Origin of the sequence: Halopiger aswanensis, assembly GCF_003610195.1 — an archaeon.
Lineage (GTDB): Archaea > Halobacteriota > Halobacteria > Halobacteriales > Natrialbaceae > Halopiger > Halopiger aswanensis.
The window spans coordinates 645350-667780 of record NZ_RAPO01000002.1; the positions used below are offsets into that span (position 1 = coordinate 645350).

Annotated in this window: 21 protein-coding genes; 9 read left to right on the top strand and 12 right to left on the bottom strand. The window is 67.0% G+C overall.

Annotated features, from left to right (window positions below; genetic code table 11):
* The first annotated feature begins 70 nt into the window (after window positions 1-70).
* Window positions 71-1306, top strand: coding sequence for an NAD(P)/FAD-dependent oxidoreductase (locus ATJ93_RS10290; protein WP_120244557.1), 1236 nt, complete (start codon window positions 71-73; stop codon window positions 1304-1306).
* Between the two features lie 8 nt (window positions 1307-1314).
* Here the strand turns inward: ATJ93_RS10290 and ATJ93_RS10295 are convergent, their stop codons facing one another.
* Together ATJ93_RS10295 and ATJ93_RS23645 are read right to left on the bottom strand one after the other, a co-directional pair.
* Entirely contained in the window at window positions 1315-1815 is a 501-nt protein-coding gene (locus tag ATJ93_RS10295; RefSeq protein ID WP_120244558.1) for an Hsp20/alpha crystallin family protein, read from the bottom strand.
* 177 nt (window positions 1816-1992) lie between these two features.
* Window positions 1993-2151, bottom strand: coding sequence for a DUF7559 family protein (locus tag ATJ93_RS23645; protein ID WP_013881528.1), 159 nt, complete (start codon window positions 2149-2151; stop codon window positions 1993-1995).
* A 165-nt stretch (window positions 2152-2316) separates the two neighbouring features.
* Between ATJ93_RS23645 and ATJ93_RS10300 the strand changes: the two genes are divergently transcribed.
* The 3 genes from ATJ93_RS10300 to ATJ93_RS10310 all read left to right on the top strand — a co-directional run bounded on the left by ATJ93_RS10300 (window position 2317) and on the right by ATJ93_RS10310 (window position 5350).
* On the top strand, window positions 2317-4053 hold the full coding sequence (locus ATJ93_RS10300) for a radical SAM protein (protein WP_120244559.1): 1737 nt from the start codon (window positions 2317-2319) through the stop codon (window positions 4051-4053).
* Window positions 4054-4194: 141 nt separating this feature from the next.
* Window positions 4195-4602 carry a TRAM domain-containing protein gene (locus ATJ93_RS10305; RefSeq protein WP_120244560.1) on the top strand — a complete coding sequence of 136 codons (408 nt, stop codon included), beginning with the start codon at window positions 4195-4197 and terminating at the stop codon, window positions 4600-4602.
* A gap of 346 nt (window positions 4603-4948) precedes the next feature.
* Window positions 4949-5350 (top strand): SPW repeat protein, encoded by a 402-nt coding sequence (locus tag ATJ93_RS10310; protein WP_120244561.1) that lies wholly within the window; start codon window positions 4949-4951, stop codon window positions 5348-5350.
* 99 nt (window positions 5351-5449) lie between these two features.
* Here ATJ93_RS10310 and ATJ93_RS10315 read toward each other — a convergent pair whose 3' ends face one another.
* From ATJ93_RS10315 to ATJ93_RS10325, 3 genes are all read right to left on the bottom strand, one after another.
* Window positions 5450-6283 carry a YkgJ family cysteine cluster protein gene (locus tag ATJ93_RS10315; protein ID WP_120244562.1) on the bottom strand — a complete coding sequence of 278 codons (834 nt, stop codon included), beginning with the start codon at window positions 6281-6283 and terminating at the stop codon, window positions 5450-5452.
* 30 nt (window positions 6284-6313) lie between these two features.
* Window positions 6314-7171, bottom strand: coding sequence for an MBL fold metallo-hydrolase (locus ATJ93_RS10320; RefSeq protein WP_120244563.1), 858 nt, complete (start codon window positions 7169-7171; stop codon window positions 6314-6316).
* Between the two features lie 131 nt (window positions 7172-7302).
* Window positions 7303-7584, bottom strand: a complete 282-nt coding sequence (locus tag ATJ93_RS10325; RefSeq protein ID WP_013881521.1) for a MarR family transcriptional regulator — start codon at window positions 7582-7584, stop codon at window positions 7303-7305.
* A 224-nt stretch (window positions 7585-7808) separates the two neighbouring features.
* Here ATJ93_RS10325 and ATJ93_RS10330 point away from each other — a divergent pair, with 224 nt between their 5' ends.
* Both ATJ93_RS10330 and ATJ93_RS10335 read left to right on the top strand, forming a co-directional pair.
* Complete coding sequence (locus tag ATJ93_RS10330; protein ID WP_120244564.1) at window positions 7809-8516, top strand: class I SAM-dependent methyltransferase; 708 nt, start codon at window positions 7809-7811, stop codon at window positions 8514-8516.
* A gap of 199 nt (window positions 8517-8715) precedes the next feature.
* Window positions 8716-9660 carry a glycosyltransferase family 2 protein gene (locus ATJ93_RS10335; RefSeq protein ID WP_120244565.1) on the top strand — a complete coding sequence of 315 codons (945 nt, stop codon included), beginning with the start codon at window positions 8716-8718 and terminating at the stop codon, window positions 9658-9660.
* 84 nt (window positions 9661-9744) lie between these two features.
* Here the strand turns inward: ATJ93_RS10335 and ATJ93_RS10340 are convergent, their stop codons facing one another.
* From ATJ93_RS10340 to lonB, 3 genes are read right to left on the bottom strand one after another with little or no spacing between them, the layout of a single operon-like run.
* The gene (locus ATJ93_RS10340; protein ID WP_120244566.1) at window positions 9745-10098 is read right to left on the bottom strand and encodes a hypothetical protein; all 354 of its coding nucleotides are present in this window, start codon (window positions 10096-10098) and stop codon (window positions 9745-9747) included.
* 48 nt (window positions 10099-10146) lie between these two features.
* Window positions 10147-11151: a CPBP family intramembrane glutamic endopeptidase gene (locus tag ATJ93_RS10345; RefSeq protein ID WP_120244567.1), complete on the bottom strand. Its 1005-nt coding sequence runs from the start codon at window positions 11149-11151 to the stop codon at window positions 10147-10149.
* Between the two features lie 21 nt (window positions 11152-11172).
* Window positions 11173-13380 (bottom strand): ATP-dependent protease LonB, encoded by a 2208-nt coding sequence (lonB, locus tag ATJ93_RS10350; RefSeq protein ID WP_120244568.1) that lies wholly within the window; start codon window positions 13378-13380, stop codon window positions 11173-11175.
* A 243-nt stretch (window positions 13381-13623) separates the two neighbouring features.
* Between lonB and ATJ93_RS10355 the strand changes: the two genes are divergently transcribed.
* Both ATJ93_RS10355 and ATJ93_RS10360 read left to right on the top strand, forming a co-directional pair.
* On the top strand, window positions 13624-14142 hold the full coding sequence (locus ATJ93_RS10355) for a nicotinamide-nucleotide adenylyltransferase (RefSeq protein ID WP_120244569.1): 519 nt from the start codon (window positions 13624-13626) through the stop codon (window positions 14140-14142).
* Window positions 14143-14226: 84 nt separating this feature from the next.
* Entirely contained in the window at window positions 14227-15096 is an 870-nt protein-coding gene (locus tag ATJ93_RS10360) for an SAM hydrolase/SAM-dependent halogenase family protein (RefSeq protein ID WP_120244570.1), read from the top strand.
* A 46-nt stretch (window positions 15097-15142) separates the two neighbouring features.
* Here ATJ93_RS10360 and ATJ93_RS10365 read toward each other — a convergent pair whose 3' ends face one another.
* On the bottom strand, window positions 15143-15544 hold the full coding sequence (locus ATJ93_RS10365; RefSeq protein ID WP_120244571.1) for a HalOD1 output domain-containing protein: 402 nt from the start codon (window positions 15542-15544) through the stop codon (window positions 15143-15145).
* Window positions 15545-15657: 113 nt separating this feature from the next.
* The gene (thsA, locus tag ATJ93_RS10370) at window positions 15658-17202 is read right to left on the bottom strand and encodes a thermosome subunit alpha (protein WP_120244572.1); all 1545 of its coding nucleotides are present in this window, start codon (window positions 17200-17202) and stop codon (window positions 15658-15660) included.
* A 192-nt stretch (window positions 17203-17394) separates the two neighbouring features.
* Between thsA and ATJ93_RS10375 the strand changes: the two genes are divergently transcribed.
* The gene (locus ATJ93_RS10375; RefSeq protein WP_120244573.1) at window positions 17395-18234 is read left to right on the top strand and encodes an amidohydrolase family protein; all 840 of its coding nucleotides are present in this window, start codon (window positions 17395-17397) and stop codon (window positions 18232-18234) included.
* Between the two features lie 43 nt (window positions 18235-18277).
* Here ATJ93_RS10375 and ATJ93_RS10380 read toward each other — a convergent pair whose 3' ends face one another.
* Window positions 18278-18931 (bottom strand): hypothetical protein, encoded by a 654-nt coding sequence (locus ATJ93_RS10380; RefSeq protein ID WP_120245246.1) that lies wholly within the window; start codon window positions 18929-18931, stop codon window positions 18278-18280.
* A 136-nt stretch (window positions 18932-19067) separates the two neighbouring features.
* Window positions 19068-22331: a nitric-oxide reductase large subunit gene (locus ATJ93_RS10385; protein WP_120244574.1), complete on the bottom strand. Its 3264-nt coding sequence runs from the start codon at window positions 22329-22331 to the stop codon at window positions 19068-19070.
* Window positions 22332-22431 lie beyond the last annotated feature (100 nt).

Below are 22431 nucleotides of genomic sequence, written 5' to 3' on the forward strand. Positions count from 1 at the left end.
TGACTGGAGTCGACGCGGACGCGACGGCGGCCGACGCTGCGGGCGACCCGCGGCGGCCGGGTGATGTGCGATGAGCGGCGACGGGACGCCATCGGCGCCGGAATCCGAACTCGCCGTCGGTGCCGACGCGTTCACCCAGCAGGGTGCGGGGCTCGAGATCGCCGTCGTCGGGGCCGGCGCCGTGGGTGCGACGGCGGCCTACGACCTCGCCCGCGAGGGCGCGGACGTGACGCTGTACGACCGCGGGTCGGTCGCCAGCGGCTCGAGCGGCCGCGCCGCGGGGATCTGCTACGACGCCTTCGCGGACCCGCTCGACGCCGAGATCGCGGGCGACGCGATTGAGCGCTTCCGGGCGCTGTCGGGCGACGACACCTTCCCGTTCGTCGAGTGCCCCTACGTCTGGCTCGCCCGCGAGGGTGACGACGAGCGCGCGAGTGCCGTCCGCGAACAGGTCGAGCGGATGCAGGACAACGGCGTCGTCGCCCTCGAGATGGACGCCGATGCGCTGGCGGACCGGTTCCCGACGCTTCGCGCGGACGACGTCGAAGTTGCCGCAATCGCGGGCGCGGCGGGCTACACCGATCCGGCGAAGTACACGGCCTGTCTCGCCGCCGCGGCCGACGGCGCCGGCGCGACGCTCGCGCCCGACACGCCGGTCGAGGTGCGGACCGATCCCTCGCGGGTCGTGCTCGAGGACGGGACGGAGCGCGAGGTCGACGCCGTGCTCGTGGCGGCCGGCGCGCACACGAAGCGGGTGCTCGCGGACGCCGGCGTGCCGATCGCGATGAAACCGTATCGGGTGCAGGCGCTGGTTGCGAGCGTCGACGGCGGTAACGAAACCGGCGCGGCTGGCCCCCTCGAGGAACCCACCTGCTACGACGCCACCGGCGGCTTCTACGTCCGCCCTCACCCCGACGGCGTCCTCGCCGGCGACGGCACCGAGGAGGTCGAAGCCGATCCGGACGACTACGAGCGCGACGCCGATCCCGACTTCCCCGCCGATCTGCTCGAGCGCGTCCGTCACCGGTTCCCCGACCACGAGTTCGAGGTCGATCGGTCGTGGGCCGGACTCTGTACGGCGACGCCCGATCGCGATCCGCTCGTGGGTCGACTCGAGGACGGCCTCTACGTCGCGACGGGGTTCCAGGGACACGGCTTCATGCGGGCGCCGGCGATCGGCGCACGCGTCGCTGGGGAAATACTCGGCGGTGACGGGATCGACGCCTTCGATCCGACGCGGTTCGACGGCGACGAAGAATTCGGAATCAACGAGGGGATGACGATCGACTGGGAGGACGAGCCGTAGTTCGCCGGTCAGTCGTCGACGGTGACCCCTTCGGTTTCGGCGCCGGGTTCGGGCCGTCCCGCCTCGGACCCGCTGTCGGTGCGGTCGGCGCTGACGATGTCTTCGTCGGCCTCAGCAGTTGTATCGGTTGCCGAGTCTGCTTTCGGAATCTCGATCCGAACGGTCCCGCTCTCGGTCAGCGTCGCCGTCCCCGCATCGGGGTTGACGAGCGCGTCAGAGGGTAACTCGGCCTCGCCCTCGAGTTCCATCCCGCGGCCGGGGAACCGCATCTCGTACCCCTCGCGGAACTCGCGGAACCGTTCGATGTGGATTCTGACGCTGCCACTCAGGTACCGGACCTGGACGTCGTCAGGTTCGGCCCCGGGTGCGTCGAAGACGACGAGGTAGGCGGTCTCGTTCTCGAGGACGTCGACCGGCAGCGAGCGGTGGCGCTGGACCTGTCCGTTGGCGCGCCCGACCTGCCGATAGAGCGCGTTACCGACCGATCGACCGAGGTCTTTGAGGGTCACTTCCCCTCACCCCCGGCGCGTGGGCTGCGCGCCGGCATCGAAGCGGGAACGCGGCGGAAAACGTGGCAGTACGCGATAGGCATGTCCGGATATCACGGTATGTGAGCCACGTTCTTATTGGTTGTGATGCCAAAAAATAAACGTCTGACGAACGGCTGACGCGATCGCGTTTTCTTTTCAGAGTTCGACGACCTCTAGACAGTCCGTGCCCCCGCAGACGGGACAGGAAAGCTCCGACACGTCGAAATCGTCCGGCACGTCGTACGTGTAGTGATTCTCGAACAGGTCGAGAAAGCAATCGTCGTCGGTGCATACGATCTCTTCCGTCGGTGGCATGTTCGATACTCCGCGTGCCGAACTAATCAACATTCGGCTCGAGGCGAAGCCGTGTGGCTCCTCGCAGCAGGTGGCGTGGGCCGAACGGTCGAGCGGCCAGCGGCCGCACCCTCGCCCCGCGCCCGTGTAGTCACCGTTTTACTACTCGAGGGGCTAACGCTGCCTATGACTGACCCCGAGACGCTGTCGGTAACGATCGTCGACGGCTACGTCGACGAACCCGCGCACTTCGGGGTGCCGCCGTACATCTCGACGTACCCGCGCTACGCGGCCGGGGCGCTCGTCGACGCGGGCGTCCCCCGCGAGCAGATTACGTACCACACGATCGACGGGCTGCGCGACGAACCGAACCGCTGGCGCGACGTCGACGAGGCCGATCTCATGATCTACCTGGGCGGGATGACCGTCCCCGGGAAGTACGTCGGCGGCACGCCTGCCGAACCCGACGAGGTGCGCAAGCTCGCCTGGACGGCAAGCGGCACGAGCCTGATGGGCGGCCCCGTCAAGTTCGGCGTCGGCGACGAGAACGCCGGCGCCACCGAAACCGAACGGCAGGACTTGGACTTCGATTTCGTCGCCAAGGGCGACGTCGAGGCCGCCGTCCACGACCTCGTCGAAAACGGCCTCGAGGGCTTTAACAACCGGATGCGCGACGTCGACGAAGTTTCGCGGTGGGCCCAGGAGGGCGCCTTCATCGTCGAACAGCACCCGAACCATCCCGAGTATCTCATCGCCGAACTCGAGACCTCCCGCGGGTGCGCGTACCGGTGTTCGTTCTGTACGGAACCGCTGTACGGCAACCCCTCGTTCCGGCCGCCGCCGACGGTCGTCGGCGAAGTCGACGCGCTCTCCGATTACGGCGTTCAGCACTTCCGGCTCGGCCGGCAGGCCGACATCCTCGCGTACGGCGGCGACGGCGAAGCGCCCAATCCGGACGCCCTCCGACAACTCTACAGCGGCATCCGCGAAGTCGCGCCCGACCTCGAGACGCTCCACCTCGACAATATGAACCCCATCACCATCGTCGAGTGGCCCGAGAAGTCTCGGGAGGGGATCCGGATCATCGCCGAGCACAACACGCCCGGCGACACGGCCGCGTTCGGCCTCGAGTCCGCGGACCCGGTGGTCCAGGAGGAGAACAACTTGAACGTCAGCGCCGAGGAGTGTTTCCAGGCGGTCAAGATCGTCAACGAGGAAGCCGGCTGGCGTCCGGGCGAAGAGCCCGCAGACGCGCCCACCTTCGGCGACGACGCGCCGCGTCGACTCCCTAAACTGTTGCCCGGCATCAACCTCCTGCACGGCCTCAAGGGCGAGCGGGAGGCAACCTACGAGCACAACATGGAGTTCCTGCAGCGGGTCTACGACGAGGGCTACATGCTCCGCCGGGTCAACATCCGGCAGGTGATGGCCTTCGCCGGTACCGACATGAGCGATACCGGCGCCGAGATCGCCAAGGAACACAAGAAGCTGTTCAAGCAGTACAAGCGGGAGGTCCGCGAGGAGATCGACAACCCGATGCTCCGGCGCGTCGCGCCGCCCGGCACCGTGTTGCCGAACGTCCACCTCGAGTACCACGAGGACGGCCGGACCTTCGGCCGCCAGCTGGGGACGTATCCGCTGTTGGTCGGGATTCCGGGCGAGCGCGAGCTCGGGCGGACGATCGACGTAGCCGTCGTCGACCACGGCTATCGCTCGGTGACCGGCGTCCCCTACCCGCTCGACCTCAACGATGCGTCGATGGACGAACTCACCGCGATCCCGGGCATCGGCGACCGGACCGCGGGCGACCTCGTTATTAACCGGCCCTACGAGTCCGTCGCGGACGCGGACGTGGGGACCGACCTCGATCTCTCGCGGTTCGCGACGACGGTCCGCGGGCAGGGGCAGGAGCGCGCGAATTGAACGATCCCGAACCCGTCCCCCGATTTGACCCGTTGGAATCGTTCGTTCGGGCGAGAACTGGCGCATTTCGTCGGCGATCATGACCATAGGTCGGTAGTTCTATTACGGAGGGGACGCAGAGACCGAAGTGAGGGTCTACCTGTGGAAATATCTGAAAAACTCCTGTGTCTGTTCAGTACGGACGTGTCAGCAGAGGAGGATCGGTACGTCATCGAGGTACCGCGTCAGGAAGTTGAAACCGGCGACATCGATCCGGGCGAGGTCTACCGCGTCGCACTCATCTCGCGCGATGAGGCGGGCGGGGCCGACACCGAGGCGTCGGCCCAGCCACAGAGTGCGCCGTCGGAACCGCAACCGCCAGTCGACGTCGGCGAAACGCGCTACGTCGAGATCGAAGACATCGGCAAACAGGGCGACGGGATCGCCCGCGTCGAGCGCGGCTACGTCATCATCGTCCCGGGCGCCGATGTCGGCGAGCGCGTCAAGATCGAAGTCACCGAGGTCAAATCGAACTTCGCCGTCGGCGAGATCATCGAGGAGACCTTCTAGAGCCGACCTTTTTACTCGGGTCCGCGAGCGGTCTGCGAGCGCGCTCGAACCCGAGCAAAAACGCCCTCAGAATCGAAGATTTCTGATGGGCCCGCGAGACCGGCGTTCTCGCGGACTTTGATGAAAAAGATCGAGCGCGCCTGCAGCGTGCCGTTTGCTCGCTTGCTCTCTTTCCGTCCGTCGTTCGGACGATGCCACCGATCCGGAACTCGTCTCCGGTTCGCCGTCGACGCAGGCATTGCCGATCATGTCCACGCTGGTCTCAGGCCACCTCCTCGAGACTCCCCGAAAACGGGTCAATCGAACGACAAGCAGAAGCGGATGCACGCCCTACGTTGAAGGTGTTATGAGCGAGACCGACCGCGACGGCACGCTAGTACTGGCAGAACGAACGGCGGGACTCACAGCGGGAATCAGTGCCTTTGTCATGATCTCGGTGGCCGTGTTTACCATCACCGGCTGGATTGGGATCCACAACTTCCTGATCGGGGCGACGATGAGCGCGCTCGCGTCGATCCACGCGCTTCGAATTAGCGAGGACAAACCGATCATCGTCCTCGCCGGTCTGTTGGCGTTGCTCGGCATCTGGACCGCCGCAGCGCCGTTCGTCCTCGGCGTCAGCCGCCCACTCGTGTTGCAGGTAAACGGCGTGACCGGCGTCCTCATCGCGATCCTGTCTCTCGTCAGCGCGTACGGGATCTTGCAGACGTCGCGTGCCGGACGGACGACGACGTCAGCGGGCGCATAACTGATTCCCGTCGACTGTCCGTTTTTCCGCCGTGACGACCCCGTTCCGATAGCCGTCGAACTCGAGTTCGGCCGCCGAGCGCGAGCGAGACGGAACGCGTTAGCGACGGTCCCCCTCCGAACCCGTCTCCGTGTCGGCCTCCAGCGGTGTGCCGTCGATCCGTTTCGCACCCTCCGAGTCGTGGACGACGACCTCGCCCGCATCCGGGTTCGCGGGCGCGTAATTGTCCCGAACGGCGATCGCCTCCTCGAGTTCTCGGACGGCCCGCTCCTTTAGCGCGCGAGCGAGGTCCTCGGCATCCTCGCGGGCGATGTCGCGGCCGAGGCCCTCACACTCGTGGGCGTGGACGACGCCCGCCTCGCCGGCCCCCTCATCGCCGGTGTCGTCGGCGCCGCCGACGCTACCGGCGCTCCCTTGTGCCCCCAACGCGACGCTGTCGACGGTCTCGCCCATCGGCTGGCTCGTCCCGGCGAACCCGACGCTAAAGGGGTAGGTGCGACAGATCAACGGCCGATCCTCGTGAGCGACGCAGGCACCCGTGCCGTCGTCGTCCTCGGCGTAGAAGACGCAGTCCCCGCAGCCGTCGGTCTGCAGCGCCCACTCGAAGGTCTCGCCCTCGAGGCCGTCGTCACCGTCTGCGAGTCCGTACGGCATCGGCCGCGCAACGTCGCGCCACTCTCGTTCCGCCGCCGGCGGGACCAGATCGGTTTTGCCGAGCGTCACCGCGCCGTCAGTCACGTCGGTGTCGACGGCTGCGTCCTCGAGCCGTCGCGCTTCGTCCGGGAAGACCGTCGCCGTGTGGTCCTCGTCGCCGTGGCCCGTACAGCAGGCGCCACAGCGGGTACACTCGAAGCCGATCGACTCGATCGCGTCCGCGAGGTCGTCGACCGACAGCTCCCGCGCCCCGTCGAGTTCGGCCTCGAGCGATTGCACGGGTCGATCGAGGTCCCGCCGGAAGAAAAGTCAGTCGCTGTCCGCTCGGTTCCGATCCAGCACCGCGTCCGGGGTCAGACGAGCACGCTCACCGTCCCACTCGAGGCGGTCTTCGACGTCGAGTTTCTCGAGGTGCGCGACGACCGTTGCCTTCGCGAGGTCGCGAACACCGGTCAGATTCTTGTCGTAGGCCTCATCGAGGATCGCCTCGAGCGTCGTCGCACCGCCCGCGATCGCCTCGAGGATCCGCCGCTCTCGCCTGCGCCGGTGGGCGAGCAGCCGCTCGCACGCGTCCCGCGGCGCGTCGATCGGCGGCCCGTGGCCCGGATACAGTCGGGGTGGATCGATCGCGCGCAGTCGACGAAGGGTCGTCAGATACGCGCGCATGTCGCCCTCCGGCGCGGTCACAGCCACGCTGCCGTCGCGGACGGCGCAGTCGCCACAACAGATCGGTCCATTGCGCCCGGCCTCGAAGGCGATGTGATCGGACGTGTGCCCGGGCGCGTCGAGGATGCGAATACGCTCGTCGAGGCTTCCCGTTCCCTTGGTTCCGGTACCCTCGAGTTCGATGATCGTCCCTGGCCGCAACTCTCGATCGGGGTCGACGCCGGTCGCCGCTCGGAAGCCGGCCGCGCGGCCCGTCCTGGCCCAGACGGTCGCGTCCGTCTCAGCGGCGTACGCCGCGAGGGCCCCGACGTGATCCGGATGCGGATGTGTGACGACGATGTGCTCGATCTTCGCGTCGGCGACCAGTCGGTCGAGCGCGGCCGATCGGCCGGCGGGGTCGACGAGCACCGCCGGATCGCGACCGAGGACGTACGCATTCGTCTCGCCCCCCGGCGCGCTCGTTCCGGACGGCGGCGAGACGGAACAGCGACGGATCTCCATGCGTCGCAGTTACGGCGGGCAGAAAATGAAACCCCGTCTCGAGATCGAAATTGACCCCGGCCCCGACCCCCGTGTCACCCCTCGAGACACGAGCAGTCGCGCTCGCGTTCTTGGGCGCGAGCAACCCGGCGTTAGTGTTTCAGGTAGTACACTTGCTTGCGGGCGTCGCGGAAACTGTAGCGAGACCCGACGAGGTCGACGTCCTCGAGTCGATTCAGCGCGTAGCGGACGGTACGGTCGGGAAGTAGCGATTCTTCGGCGAGTTGCCCCTGTGAGAGCGGTGAATCGGTCTCCAGCACCTTCGCGACCAACTTCGCGCTCGGTGGCAGATCGCGAAGGCGGTCGCGGTATTCCTCCTCCGACAGCGTCTCCTCGGCAGCGACGTCGCGGTCCTCTGCGGTACTCATGCTCATACCACACTCGGCGGCCCGATAGGTGGTAAAGCTTCCCTATATGTGGATACGAATACTGTAGTTTGTATAAGGGATATTAATGTGGTCAATGGGCATTATCATCGGCCCGCACGTATTGCGATTGTGTCGTGCTACCGAGGTTCCGATCGACGGATCAGATGCAGGACCTGTCTCGATAAAGTCCAGTATCGTTTTATCCTCCGGCTACTGTAGTTGCGCCCAGTGTGAAAGGACAGGAGTGGTACCAGGCCGACGACGTCGCCGAGGAGTACGACGATAAGCGCTTCTCCAAGGGCGGACAGCTGATCGACCGCCGGGAGAAGCAGGCGGTCCTCGAGGCGATCATGCCCGTCGAGGATCGATCGATCCTCGAAATCGCCTGTGGTACCGGGCGATTCACGGTGATGCTGGCCGAGCAGGGCGCCGACGTCGTCGGACTCGACATTTCAGCGGCGATGTTACAGCAGGGGCGGACGAAGGCCCAGAACGCGGACCCGGCGGGAACCCTCGAGTTCCTGCGCGGTGACGCCGGACGGCTGCCGTTCCCCGACGATCACTTCGATACGGTCATCGCGATGCGGTTTTTCCACCTCGCGGACGACCCCGAGGCGTTCCTCCGGGAGATGCGACGCGTCTCGCGCGAGCAGATCGTCTTCGACACGTTCAACCGATTTAGCGCGCGCAGCGTCTACAACTGGGCGCTGCCGATGGGGTCGCGCCTCTACTCGAAGAGCGAGGTCAGCGAGTTGCTCGCGAAGACGAACCTAACGCTGGTCGACGTCGAAGACGACTTTCTCGCTCCCTACGGGCTCTACCGGTCGATTCCGAACGCGCTCGCGTCGCCGATCCGAGCGATCGACAAGGCGGTCGGCGGCCACCCGGTGACGGATCACTTCGCGTCGGTCTCGTACTGGAATACGGAACTTCGCTGAGATCTGGGCGATCGGGTCGTCGCATTCGCGCTCCGACCCTCGAAGCGACGGTTCCTCGCGTCGGTCCGCGTTACGCCTCACGGGACGAACGCTCTGAGACCGCCGTTTGTCGGCGCGACGGCGGCGGTGATGAGACGCCGTGTCGGGGTCACCGTCGAACCCATCCTATTTTTACGCTCGAGCGGTTCTACTGTGATATATGCAGCTCTCGGTAGTCGTCTCGACGCTGAACGACCGAGAGCAGTTACTCTCGTGTCTCGACGCGCTCCGCGAGCGAACGCCGCCTGCGACGGAGGTGATCGTCGTCAACGGCCCCTCTTCGGACGGCACCACCGGCGTCGTCCGCGAGCGCTCGGACATCGACGTCCTCGTCGAAATCTCCGAACGGAACCAGAACGTCTCCCGGAACGCGGGCCTCGAGGCCGCGACCGGCGACGCCGTCGCGTTTCTCGACGGCGAGTACACGATCGAACAGGGGTGGCACGGCGCCATCGAACGGCACCTCGGGGACGCCGACGGCGACGAGAATACTAGCGCCGACGTCGTCACGGGACCCGTCACCGGCGAAGAGCGGTTCGACGACGTCGACGATCCGCGAGACTCGCGAACGGTCGCCGGCCGCGACGTGACCCTCTTCGACGGGGACAACGTCGCCTTCGACCGCACCGTCCTCGAGGCGTTAGACGGGTTCGACGAGTACTTGGAGACCGGCGGCGCGTGGGACTGTGCCCACCGCGTCGCGGCGCTGGGATTCGAGGTCGACTGGGCGATGGAGATGGCCGTCCGTCGGGACGTCGGCACCGACGGGGGGACCGCGGAACGCGACTGGGGAGCGGCCTACCGGTCGCTGGCCTACCGGCTCGCGAAGAACTACGGGCTGCGGCCGACGGTGCTCGCACGCACGCTCGGCAGTGCGCTCCGGGACGGCGTCGCGAGCGTTCGAGGCATCCTCTCGGGCGACGCGACGCCGACGGGCTGGCTCTCGAACGGGATCGACGTGGTCACGAACGTCGGCGGCGGGCTCCGGGATGGCGTTCGCGCCCGGTACACCGACCGGTCGACGCGGCGGAATCCGAACGGCGTCTCGGTTCGACACGATCGGGCTGTCCGGGTGTACGATCGGCGCGAGCACGAGTCGTCGTAGCTCGACGGACCGTTCTTCCCCTTTCTCCGCGTCTGAACTACGCTCGAGTCGTGACTACACCTGTAATTGCAACTGCAACGGCGGCTATTCGACCGTCCACGCAGCGTAAATATACAGCCCGACGCCGGCGAACACGACCAGCGACGAGAGGTTATCGAGCGCCGCCGACCGCGAAAACAGGTAGGCGAACTGGAGTACGCCACCGGCGACGAGACAGACCGCAGCGCCGAGCACCGTCGACGATCGTCGTCCCCATCGGCGGTAGAGGACCGTTCCGAGGCCGACGGCGATCGCGCCGAAGACGAACTCCGCGGCGTACGTTGCGAGCGGTTCGCTCGCGATCGTCCCGTAGACCAGCAGCGCGAAGTAGAGTGCAACCGCCAGAAAGACCGCGCGACTGATCGTCGCCGAACCGTCGCTGAGATCGGTTCCGTCCATTCCTGCTCGAAAGCGTCGGCCCCGACCCCCTTAGCCCTTGACGTTCGCTCACCGCTCGAGTCCGTTCGCCCACTCGAGGTCGAGCCCCTCGTGAACGGCGAACTCGAGGGCGTTGATGAGGTAGTGGGCGACGACGACCACCAGAAAGCTGCCGGAGACGACGAAGATCGCCGCGAGGACGAACCCGAGCAGCCCGGTGACGACGACGCCGACCGAGCCCTGCATGCCGTGGCCGACCGCGAACGCGAGCGACGAGACGACCGCGAGCGCCCACGGCGAGACGCCGAAGCCGGTCGAGACGGCGCCGATGATCGCCGCCCGAAAGAGCAGTTCTTCGAAGCCCGCGATGATCGGCAGGACGCCGAGCAGGAGGACCAGCCAGCTGGCGAGCGAATCGGGCGCCAGCAACTCTCGCAGTTCTTCGTCGTGGTCGAAGCCGAGTCGCGTCGCGGCCGCCGCGCCGAGTTCGTTCGCGACGTAGAGGACGAGACCTGCGCCCGTCCCGAGCACCAGGCCCTGACGGAGGTACGGGACGGAGAATTCGATCCCCAGCGCGTCGGCCGGGACGCCCGTGTAGATTACCGCGCCGAGCAAGACGAGCGCGAACAGCCCCTGGGACAGCGCGACGTTCGCGAGCAGCATCCCCGTCGAGAGGTCGCCCGGATCGATCGCGTCGTCGCCGGGACCGCGGCTGTGTCTCCCGCTGTACGCCGAGCCGTTCTCGAGTCCCACTCGTTGGCCGCCGTTCGGGCGTTCGTCGGTTCGCCTCGAGCGATCGTCGGCTCGAGACCCCACGTTGGTATCGGCACCAGCACTGTTTTCGAACGCGTCGGCGTCGGGCAAGAGATCGGGATCAGGCTCGTCAGCGTCGGTCGTCGCGTCGAGCCCGGAGCCGGTCGCGTCGGCATCGATACCCTCGGCACCGTCACTATCGCTACCGGAATCGGTTTGGGAATCGACGTCGGCAAACGTCGACTGCGTCAGGTGGGATAAAACGAGCAGCAAGACGAGGACGACGCCCGTGATACCGGTGAACGCCGCCCAGTCAGCCATTGCTATCGTTATGGCGTCGGGTTACTGCGGACTCGGGTTCGACCCGCTCGCGGAGCCGACGCCCTGGTTCTGTTCGAACGCGTTGCTGGTGATCGACTTGAGGCGATCGACCAGCGAGTCCTTCTTCGGTTCGCCCATCAGCGCGACGTCTAGCACTTCGCTGATGTTCGCACAGGGGATGATCTCGATCATCTCCTCGTACTCGTCCTCGATCATCACGTCCTGCTCGTTGGCCTTCGGGATGATGACCTTGTCGCAGCCGGCCTTCGCGGCCGCCTCGATCTTGTGGGTCACGCCGCCGACCGGGAGCACGTCGCCCCGGACCGACAGCGAGCCGGTCATCGCGACCGACTGGTCGACCGGAATGTCCTCCAAGGCGGAGATGACGGCCGTCGCCACCGTGATGGAGGCGGAGTCGCCGTCGACGCCCTGTTGGCCGGCCTGGACGAACTGGATGTGGATGTCCTTCTCCGAGAGGTCGACGTCGGAGAACTTCTTGATGATCGCCGAGACGTTCTGAACCGATTCCTCGGCCATCTCCTGCAGTTTGCCGGTGGCGATCACCTGCCCGCCGCCCTGTGCGGGGGCGATCTCGGCCATCACGGGGAGCATGATGCCGGAGTCTTCGCCCATGACGGCGAGGCCGTTGACGCGGCCCTCGACGCCGCCTTCGTTGACCTGCAGCTCGTAGTCCTTGCGGCGCTCGATGTAGTCGTCGGCGAGCTGTTGCTCGATCGAGCGCGAGCGGTCCTTGGCCTGCAGCACGTCGTCGCGGGTGGTGTACTCGCGGTCCTCGGCGCGGGCGATGTCGCCGGCGACGCGGACCAGGCCACCGAGGCTGCGGAAGTGCAGCGTGAGGTGGTTCTTGCGGCCCGAGCGGCGTTTGGCCTCGAGGATGACCTCCTCGACGGCGTCGTCGGTGAAGTGCGGGAGGCGCCCGTCGCGCTCGACTTCCTGAGCGACGAAGCGGGCGTACTTGCGCCGCATCTCGGGGGTGTCCTCGATGGTGTCGTCCATGTAGACCTCGTACCCGTACCCCTTGATCCGGTTGCGGAGTGCGGGGTGCATGTTCTCCATGGCGTCGAGGTTGCCGGCCGCGATCATGACGAAGTCACAGGGGACGGGCTCGGTCTGGACCATCGCGCCCGAGGAGCGCTCGGACTGGCCCGTGATCGAGAACTCGCCTTCCTGGATCGCGGTCATCAGCTTCTGCTGCGTGCGGACGTCGAGCGTGTTGATCTCGTCGACGAACAGCACGCCCTTGTTGGCCTTGTGGATGGAGCCCGGTTCCACGCGGTCGTGGCTCGGGGTCTCCATGCCGCCGGACTGGAAGGGGTCGTGACGGACGTCGCCCAGCAGCGCGCCGGCGTGGGCGCCGGTCGCGTCCTCGAAGGGCGCGGTGCGCTGATCGCCGTTGTCGACGATCATGTTCGGCACCATCGCGTCCGTGCCGCGGGAGGTGTACCGGAAGATAAGCCAGATGATACCCGCCGCGAGGATGCCCAGCAGGATGTTGGCGGCGAGGATCGCGTACCCGATGACGATCGCGATGATGATCCACATCAGGATCGACCGCATCTGGTTGCGCTTCCGGGCCTCTTCCTTGTGGGCGTCGATGATCTGTTCGCCCTTCCCCGCGGGAACGGTCCGAACCTTCGGCTCGTTCCCGTCGTCGGGGTTGTGGTAGACCAGCACGTCCTGCAGGTCTTCCTGGGGCAACAGCTGGCTCATTGCCTTCGCCAGCATCGACTTCCCCGTCCCCGGGGAGCCGATCATCATGACGTGACGGCGCTGCTTGGCCGCCTTAATGATAATATCTCGTGCCTCGTCCTGGCCGATGACCTGATCGACGAGTCGGTCCGGCACTTCGATGTCGTCCGTCGAGTCGATCTGGAGGCCGCCGAGCAGATCGTCCTCGGCGTTCTCCTCGTCGATCTCGACGCCGGGGTCGACGTCGACCTCGCTGCCGAGGTCGTTGACGGTCTCGACGCCGTCGTCCGTCTCGGATGCGGGTTCGTCGACCTCCGTCGCCGGGCTCACCCCGTCGACCGGGTCGTCGGCGGTCTCGGTGTCGTCGACGTCACCACGCCGACCGTCCTCCTCGAGCGACGATCGGGCTCCCTGACGCTCCGGGTCGCGTGCCTGCTCCTGGGTCTGCTCCTCGTCAGTCTCCTCGGGAGCGGATGGAGCGTCTTCGGGAGGGTCGTCAACGTTCGTATCGTTACTCATAGAACTCTGTTCGGTACCTGTTTCGAAGGGATTGCGACTGATATACTTTCTCCATGCGGAGGATGGTGACAGTGGTGGAAACCGGCCAGTACAGCCGCCTACGAGCAGGTTTTCCGGACCCGATTTCTCGACGAACTTTATACGATTAGGGCGCGACACTAAGTGTCAATTGCCAGTCGTACGAGAATCACTCTCGTCCGCGACTCGCCACGCTTAAGCGCCGGGGCAAAGCAGTTCTCGGCAATGACCCGCGGGTTCTACATCGGACGCTTCCAGCCGTTTCACAACGGCCACCTGAGCATGGTCGAACAGATCGCCGACGAGGTGGACGAACTCGTCCTCGGCATCGGAAGCGCCGACGACTCCCACTCCGTCCGGAATCCGTTCACCGCCGGCGAGCGGATCATGATGATCACGAAGTCGCTCGTCGATTTCGACCTCGTGACCTACGCCGTCCCGATCGAGGACCTCGACCGCAACTCGGTGTGGGTGAGCCACGTCCAGAGCATGAGTCCCGACTTCGACGTCGCCTACTCGAACAACCCGCTCGTCATCCAACTGTTCCGGGAGGCCGGCATCGAGATCCGCCAGTCGCCGATGTTCAACCGCGAGGTCCTCGAGGGTAGCGAGGTCCGCCAGCGGATGATCGACGGCGACGACTGGGAGTCGCTCGTCCCCGAGGCCGTCGCCGGCGTTATCGACGAGATCGGCGGCATCGAGCGGATTCAGATGGTCAGCAAGACGGATTCGAACGGCGACTGACGCCCGGTTCGCCCGGCCGTTTCTCCGACCGTCGTCTCGAGCGCAAACGCGCCGACTTTCAATCCTGACGCCGTACAGCCGCCCATGATTACGATCGCGTCGGACTTCGGGACCCCGTACCCGGCGGCGATGAAGGGCGTAATCCTCCAGCGAACCGACACCCGGCTGGTCGATATCGCCCACGACTTCCCCCGACAGGACGTCCGAGCCGCCGCCTTCTGGCTCCGCGAAGTACTCCCGTACTACCCGCCGGCGACGCACCTCGTCGTCGTCGACCCCGGCGTCGGCACCGATCGTGATGCCGTCGTCCTCCGCGCCGGCGACCACGCGCTCGTCGGCCCCGACAACGGCGTCCTCCGCCCAGTTGCGCGGGAACTCGCAGCCGACGGGCCGTTCGAGGCGTACGTCATCGATGACGCCGAAATCGGACCGATCGAGCCGACGACCGGGGCGTCGGCACCGTCAGCGCCGTCGGCGATCGGGAGCGGTTCGGGTGAGGGCGACGGGGACGGCGACGGCGAGGGACCCGCGAGCAACACCTTCCACGGGCGGGACGTGTTCGCCCCCGCTGCGGCTGACGTCCACGATACTGGCCGCGAAACTCTCGAGGCGCTCGACTATCTCTCGAAGGCTCCAGCCGAGAATCTCGTCGACCTCGAGTTGCCCGTCCCAACCATCTCCGACGACCGCGCCGAGGGCGAAGTGCTCGTCGTCGACGGCTTCGGGAACGTCATCACGAACGTCCCCGGCCGGTTCCTCGAGGGCCGCGATCGGATCGGCGCGAACGATGAGTCGGTCCCCGTCGGCGAGACGTTCGCCGCGGTCCCCGAAGGGGAGCAGCTTGCGACCGTCGGCAGCCACGGCTACGTCGAACTCGACGTCAATCAGGGACGGGGCGACGACGCGTTCGGAATCGAACCCGGCGATCGGGTCGTCCTCGAGGGGTTCGAGTGATCGGGGGCCGCGAGCCCTATAGACGCAGCCTGACGGCGATAGCTGGTTAGCTGAACCGCCGAGGATCGGACTCGCGATCGGATGCGGGTTCCGACGCGGCGCTGGGGTCCGGGTCGATCACGATCTCGCCGTCGCCGTGGATCGTCACGCCACACTGTGAGAAGGTAAACGACACCGTGCCGTTCCCGACTCGCGGTTCATCCGCGCGCCAGTTAGCGAACAGCGAGTTCAGCGCATCGGGATCGACGCACTCCGAGAGGGGCTCGAGGTCGTCCGGTTCGACGCCGAGTACCGACGACACCGTCAGCAACAGCGCCGTACTCACCGGTTCGTAGGCGTCCGCATCGCACCGTGTATGGTACGTCCCGCGGTCGGGGTCGTAGTAGACCGTCCGTTCGGTGGTATCGCCGACCGGCGTCGGTCGATCCGGCGGAGTAGTCCCGGACATAGTCGAAGCTATCGGATGTTAGCACTTAACACTGATGGCCATTGTGATAGATTCGGCACTGCCGACGGGCGACGTACGGCAAAGAAAACGAACGAAAACGGGTAACAGCGACGTTACTCGGCGGCGATGACGTCGTCGATACGAGCGATCATCGTCGCGGCCTCGGTGGCGCTCTCGACGGCCTCGCGCTTGACGTCGGCGGGGTCGACGACGCCGTGTTCGAACGGATCGTCGATCGTGACGTCCTCGCCGCTGGTGATCAGGCCGGCGCGACCCTCGGACTCGTGGGCGGCACGGAGGTCCACGAGCGCGTCGATCGGGTCCTGGCCGGTGTTGGCGGCCAGCGTGCGCGGGATGACGTCGAGCGCGTCGGCGAAGGCGTTGACGGCCAGCTGCTTGCGACCCTCGATGCCGGCGGCCTCCTCGCGGATCTTGTCCGCGATGGCGATCTCGGTCGCGCCGGCGCCGGGGACGACCTCGCCGGAGTCGAGCGCGGTCGCGACGACGTCGAGCGCGTCACCGATCGCGCGCTCGAGTTCGTCGACGACGTGCTCGGTGCCGCCGCGGACGAAGACCGTGACGGACTCGGCGGCCGCGCCGCCCTCGACGAACGCGAGTTCGTCGTCGCCGAAGGAGTCGGTGCGGATGCGCTCGGCCTCGCCGAAGTCGGCTTCCTCGAGGTCCTCGAGGGCGCCGACGCGGGTGGCGCCGGTCGCGGAGACGATCTGCTTGGCGTCGCTGTCGCCGAGGTCGTCGAAGACGAGGACGCCCTCCTTGGCGAGCGCGTTGGCCACGCGGTCGGCGACGTCGTCGGTCGTGAAGACGACGTCGGCGCCGCTGTCGACGATGGTCTCGGCGTAGCCCTGGAGTTCGCTCTCCTCGGCGTCGATGGCGGCGTTGAGCTGGTCGATCGAGTCGATGGCGTACTCGGCGTCGACCTCGCCGGTGCGGACGTCGAGTTCGACGTCGAGGACGGCGATCGAGGCGTCCTCGACTTCGGTCGGCATGGCGTCGTGGGCGGGCTCCTCGTCGACGACGATGCCGGGGACCAGTTCGGTCGCGTTCGAGGACGCGCCGAGCTGGGTGTGGACGTTGATGTTATCGCGCTGGACGCCCGCGTCGGTGTCGACGTGGCGGACGGCCTCGACGACCGTCTCGGCCAGCGAGCGGGCGGTCAGGCCGCCGGTCCCCTTGCCGGTCATGCTGGATTCGGCGACCTGCGTAAGGATCTCGTCGTCGACCTCGGCCTCCTGTACCTGCTCGTCGATGGCCTCGAGGGCGATCTCGGCGGCCTCGTGGTAGCCCTCGACGATGGTGGTCGCATGGACGTCCTGCTCGATTAGGTCCTCGGCTTCGCCGAGCAGGTTGCCAGCGATCACGGCCGCGGTCGTCGTGCCGTCGCCGACTTCCTCTTCCTGGGATTCGGCGACTTCGACGATCATCTGGGCCGCGGGGTGCTCGATGTCCATCTCCTCGAGGATGGTCGCGCCGTCGTTGGTGATGACGACGTCCCCGCCGGAGTCGACGAGCATCTTGTCCATCCCGCGGGGGCCGAGGGTCGTCCGGACCGACTCGGCGACCGCCTTGCCGGCCATGATGTTGGACGACTGGGCGTCGCGGCCCTGCGTTCGCTGGCTGTCCTCGCTCATGATAAACATAGGCTGTCCGCCCATGCGTCGCTGTTGTGCCATAGTTGAATCCTCACTACCTATGTCACCAGCACTTCTATATAAACGTTTCCCTAGCGCCACCGCTCCGTCTGGCGATTGCGGTGTGAACCGTCGCCACACCACTGCACGGCGGCGAAGCCGGTAGCAAAATATGGGTCGCGTCCGAAGCGTGGAGTGGGAATGCTGGAGTTGGAACACGGGTTTCGGGTCGTCGACGTCTACGCCCGGCTCGAGCCGGACGACGGGGACGGGGATGGGGCCCCGCGCGGCTACACGATCACGCCCGATCGACTCGAACGGGAGATGCACCAGGCGGGAATCACCAGATCGATCGTCTTTCCGCCCGCGTCGGCGGAGACGAGCTACCTCGCGTCGAACAACGGCGTCGCGCGCCGCAGCGTCGACCGGCCGTTCGTCGCCTTCGCCCGAATCAACGGGACGCGACGACCGGAGGGGAGCCCGACCGGTCGCCTCCGGAACGCGGTCAGCCGGCGGAAGGAGTACCACACGTCGCCCGGCGACGTCGAGAAGTACGCCTACGACGACCGGTTCCACGGCTTCGTCTTCGATCCGACGGTCGACGACTACCCGGACGAGGACGTGCTCGACGTTCTCGAGGACGTCGGGCTGCCGCTTTTGGTCCGAGCCGGCGTCGACGCCCCGCCCGCGGAACTCGCCGAGATGCTGCTCGGGCGGTCGTTCCCGGTCGTCGTCGCCCACTTCGGCGGCCACCCGCTCGACCGGTCGCTGATGCACGAGATGATCGACCTGCTCGACGAGTACGACGACTGCTACCTCGAGACGAGTTTCGTCCGCTACCGCGACCTGCTCGAGCGGGCGGTCCTCGAGCATCCGGACCGCGTCTTCTTCGGCAGCGGCGCGCCGGCTTGCCACCCGAACGTGGCCGTCATGGAAATTCTGACGCTGGACGTTTCAGAGGACATGCTGCGGCGCGTTTTCTCGAAGAACGCCTGCCGCGTGATCGACGCGCTCGAGTCCGACGTGCAGCTTCGGGTGTGAGCCGTTGAGTACGCGGACCGGTTTTGGGATCGCCGTCCGATCGCTACGAGAAGGGCCCGATCGAGCGATCGTACTCGAGGACGGCGTACCCCTGCGCTTCGTACGCCGCCTGCTGGTAGCGAACGGCAGCGATCGTCTGGGGTAGCCGATTGAGCGGGAACCGACGATTCGACTCGACCGAGACCGTCACGTGCGTCGCGCCGTCCCGTTCCTCGAGCGCGACCGAATACGTCCCCCACGGTCGGCCGGCTTCCGCAACTTCGATCTCGAGATCGACGTCCGGATCGTCCGAAACGGTTCGGGTTTCGACCGTCATCGTAACGGATCGGAGGCCGAACAGATACGATATTTCGTAGTCGGTGCCGTCATCGGTCGAGCGAACGGTGTCGGCGAGTCCCCACTGAAAGGGAAGGATCGGCGGCGTCTCCCCCTCGAAATCGCGTCGAACCGTCTCGAGATCGGCGTCCGTTTGCAGGTGAAGCGTCCCGGAGGTGGTCGAAAGCGGCAGGAGGAGAGCGACGAGTGCGCCGAGCGAGAGGCCCAGGGCGACGAGGTACGGGAGCGCGGCGAACGCGGCCAGAACGGCGACGACCGAGACGGCGGCGACGCTCACCTTCAGTATCCGCTGGGTCCGTTCGTATCGCCGGACGATCGAATCGACGGAAGCCGAATCGCTCGGACTCGTGGCGGAGGGCATACTACCGACGTGATAGAACGAAATCATAAGCCTGCCGAACCGTCGCAGCACCCGATTGCACGCGTGCCGCCGGTTGGGACCGCCGACGGTCGGACCCCCGACACCAGGGGCCGCCGAGACCGGAGGCGGCCGGCTGTCACGCAGTCGCGGTGCTCGCGCTCGAGTCGACTTCTCGACGCGCCGCCAGGAGATGCCGTATTGCCCCCGCCGTAAACGCCAGCGCACCCAGGATCATCGGCGTGTCGCCCAGCGTTCGGGCCCACAGCAGCGTCTGGATGCGGTCCCGCTCGTAGAACTCGAGGCTCCGCGCGGCGGCGTACCCCTCCTGGAACGCCGTCCGCAACTGCAGGAAGCCGATCGGCAGCAGGGAGGCGATCGACATGACCGCGAGGCCGACGTTGGTCAGCCAGAACGCGGCGCGGAACCACGTCGGTTGCCACGCGGCTTCGGGCGTAACCACCCGCAGGATGTAGGTGCCGAGCCCCAGCGCCAGCAGGCCGAAGGCGCCGAACGTCGCCGTGTGGCCGTGCGCGACGGTCAGGTAGGTCCCGTGCTCGTAGTAGTTGATCACCGGCAGGTTGATGAAGAAGCCGAGCACCCCGCCGCCGACGAAGTTCCAGACGCTCGAGCCGACGATAAAGAGCAGCGGCAGCGTGTAGGGGAACTCCTCGCCCTGGGCCCGCAGCGTCCGGTACTCGCCGAAACTGCGGTAGAGGACGAACACGAGCGGGACGAACTCGAGCGTCGAGAACGTCGTCCCGATCGGCACCCAGACGTCGGGGAGACCGACCCACCAGTAGTGGTGAGAGACGCCGACGATGCCGGCGGCCATGATGGCGAACACCTCGAAGAGGATCGCCTGCTCGGCGTCGGCGCGCTCCAGCAGGTCCATCGAGACCAGCGCGACGGCCACGATGGCAGTGACGAAGAACTCGAAGACGCCCTCGACCCACATGTGGACGACCCACCAGCGCCAGAACTCCGTCACCGCGATGTTCGTCTCCGGCGTGTAGAGCATGCTCGCGCCGAAGAGGAGGGCGATCGAGCCGCCGGCGTAGGTCATGAAGTGGCCCAGCCCGGTCGGCGGTTCGTCGAGCCGGCGGACGCTCCGGAGCACGAGGCCGGTCCAGCCGACCAGCGCGGCGAGCAGGGATACCTTCCAGATGCGGCCGGTCTCTAAGTACTCCAGTCCCTCGGAGCCGAGCAACCACCAGAGTTCGCCGTCCTCCGGGCTTCCGAACGCTCCTCGCATGCTAAGCCAGACGCAGGCGAAGGCCCCGACCGTGACGACGACGAGCGCGCCCAGCAGGGCGGTCGCCCCTTCGGCCTGCCGGGGCGGATCCTCGTCGGCGAACAGGCCCGGCAGGAAGAGCCCACCGGCGAGCCACAGCGTCGTGATCCAGAGGATGCCGAGGTTGATGTGCCAGGTGCGGCCGACCGAGAACGGCAGCACGGAGACGAGGTCGATTCCCAACTTCTCGCCGATGCCGTAGAACCCGGTCCGCTCGACGTAGTAGTGCGCGAGGTAGGCGCCGACGAGCACCTGCGCGAGGAACAGCGCACCGGCGACGGGGACGTACCGCGCCGCGGCGTACTGCGCGGGCGTGATCGACACCGAATCGGGCGCGGGAACGTCGACGAGTTCGGTCGTCGGCTCGGCGAAGTCGAAGCTGTGGTAGGCCCAGACGCCCGCGCCGCCGCCGGCGACCAGCAGGACCACGCTGATCGTGCTCCAGACCAGCACCTGCCCCGTCGGCCGGTTGCCGCTGCCCGGCACCGGCGGCCAGTCGTTCGTGTAGGAGTGGTCCGAGCCGGGTCGGTCGGTGTGGGCCATCCACGCCGTCCAGCAGGCGAAGTCCGCGATCCGCGCGGCCTGCGAGGCCGACTCGACGAACCCCGCCGGCACGCCGCGCTCGGGCGACCCGGCGTGATAGCGGTCGACGTACTCGTTCCGAATCCGGCGGTGCGCGTAAGCCTCCGCCGCCGAGTAGCGCGCGATCGCACCCTCGGGCGCGTCGTTCTCGAGTTCGCGCTCGACGCGGTCCGCGACGGCAGCCTGCCCGTCCGCCGACAGCTCCTCGAACGAACCGGCCCCTCGCTGGCGCGCGTAGTACTCGCGCATGAACTCGGTCTTCAACTCGAGCGCGTCGGCGGTGATGTCGACCCCGAAGTACGAGCCGTTGCCCAGCACGGAGCCGTGGTTCATGAGCCCGTTCGCCTGGAAGGCTTTCTTTCCCTGCCGGACCTGCTCGGCGGTTACGACGGGCTCCCCGTCTGGCCCCCGAATCTCGTCGGGGATCGGCGGCGCCCGCTGGCGCGAGAGCCACGCGCCGATCGACATCGCGACGAGGTTGGCGACGAACAGGCCGATCAGCGCCAGCGAGCCCTTCGAGCGCGAGCGAAGCGCCGCAACGCCCGTGAGATCGAAGCCGTCGTCTCCGTCGCCCTCGAGCAAGAGACTCGAGACGAGTTCGACGAGGGCGCGCTCGATCGGGGTGTCCGAAGCGTCACCGGCACTCGAAGCCGTCGGACCCAACAGAGAGAGTAACTGGCCGGCGGCCGGATCCAGCCCGCCGTCGTCCGCGAGTAGCGCGAGCATCGTGGCCGCCGCGGTCGCGACGGATCGGGGTTGGACGGGCTGGTTCCCTTGAGCGGCGGCATCGGTCCCTCCCTCGAGCGCGGCCCGGTCGGTCTCGGTCGGCGACGCGGGAGACAGTTCGCGCTCGTTGGGCTCGCTCGAGGACTCGTCCGGCGTTCGCTCGTCTACGAGCCGCGGAATCTCCTCGGTGAGCAGGCGCTCGAGGGCGTGGCCGACGACTACAGCGTCGCACTGTCCAATTTCCGCGACGGCTTGCTCGAGCGACTGGTCCGGCTCGAGATCGAGTTCCGTTTGAATCGTTTCGCGCAGCTCCGTGAGGGCGGCCTCGATCTCGAGCGGGTCCGCAGCCGTGCTGTCATTGGCCGTCGCTGCATCCGGGCTGTCTCCGTCAGTGAGTCGCTCGAGCAACTCGCCTACGTCCACATCGCCGTCCAGCCCTACTTCCGTCGCCAGCCGCTCGCGAATCGCGTCCAGCGTCCGCTCGTCCAGTCGCGCTTCGTCGAGGTCGTACCGGCGGACGAACCGCTCGAGGGCGCGATCGATCGGATCGGTCCCGTCGGGGCCGCAGGCCGCCTCCTCGCGGAGGTCCTCGGGCGACCGGCCCGCGGCTCGCTCGCAGAGTTCGGTTACGGCGCGGTCGACGACCTTATCCCGTGCGCTCTCGAGCCGTTCGCGAGAACGGTCGCAGAGGTCGTCAACGGTTTTCGCCCCGGCCTCGAGGCGGTCAGTTACGAAATCGGTTCGCCGACGCCACGTCTCTCCGGTGTCATCCCGTGAGAGCAATCGGTCCGTAATGCGCATGTTGCGGCCTCGTTCGGCGTAGCTACTAGGGCCCGAGACCGCACCGTAAGCGTGGACGTGTCAGTCGCCGGCGGTTTATCCCGCCGACTGTGGCGATCGC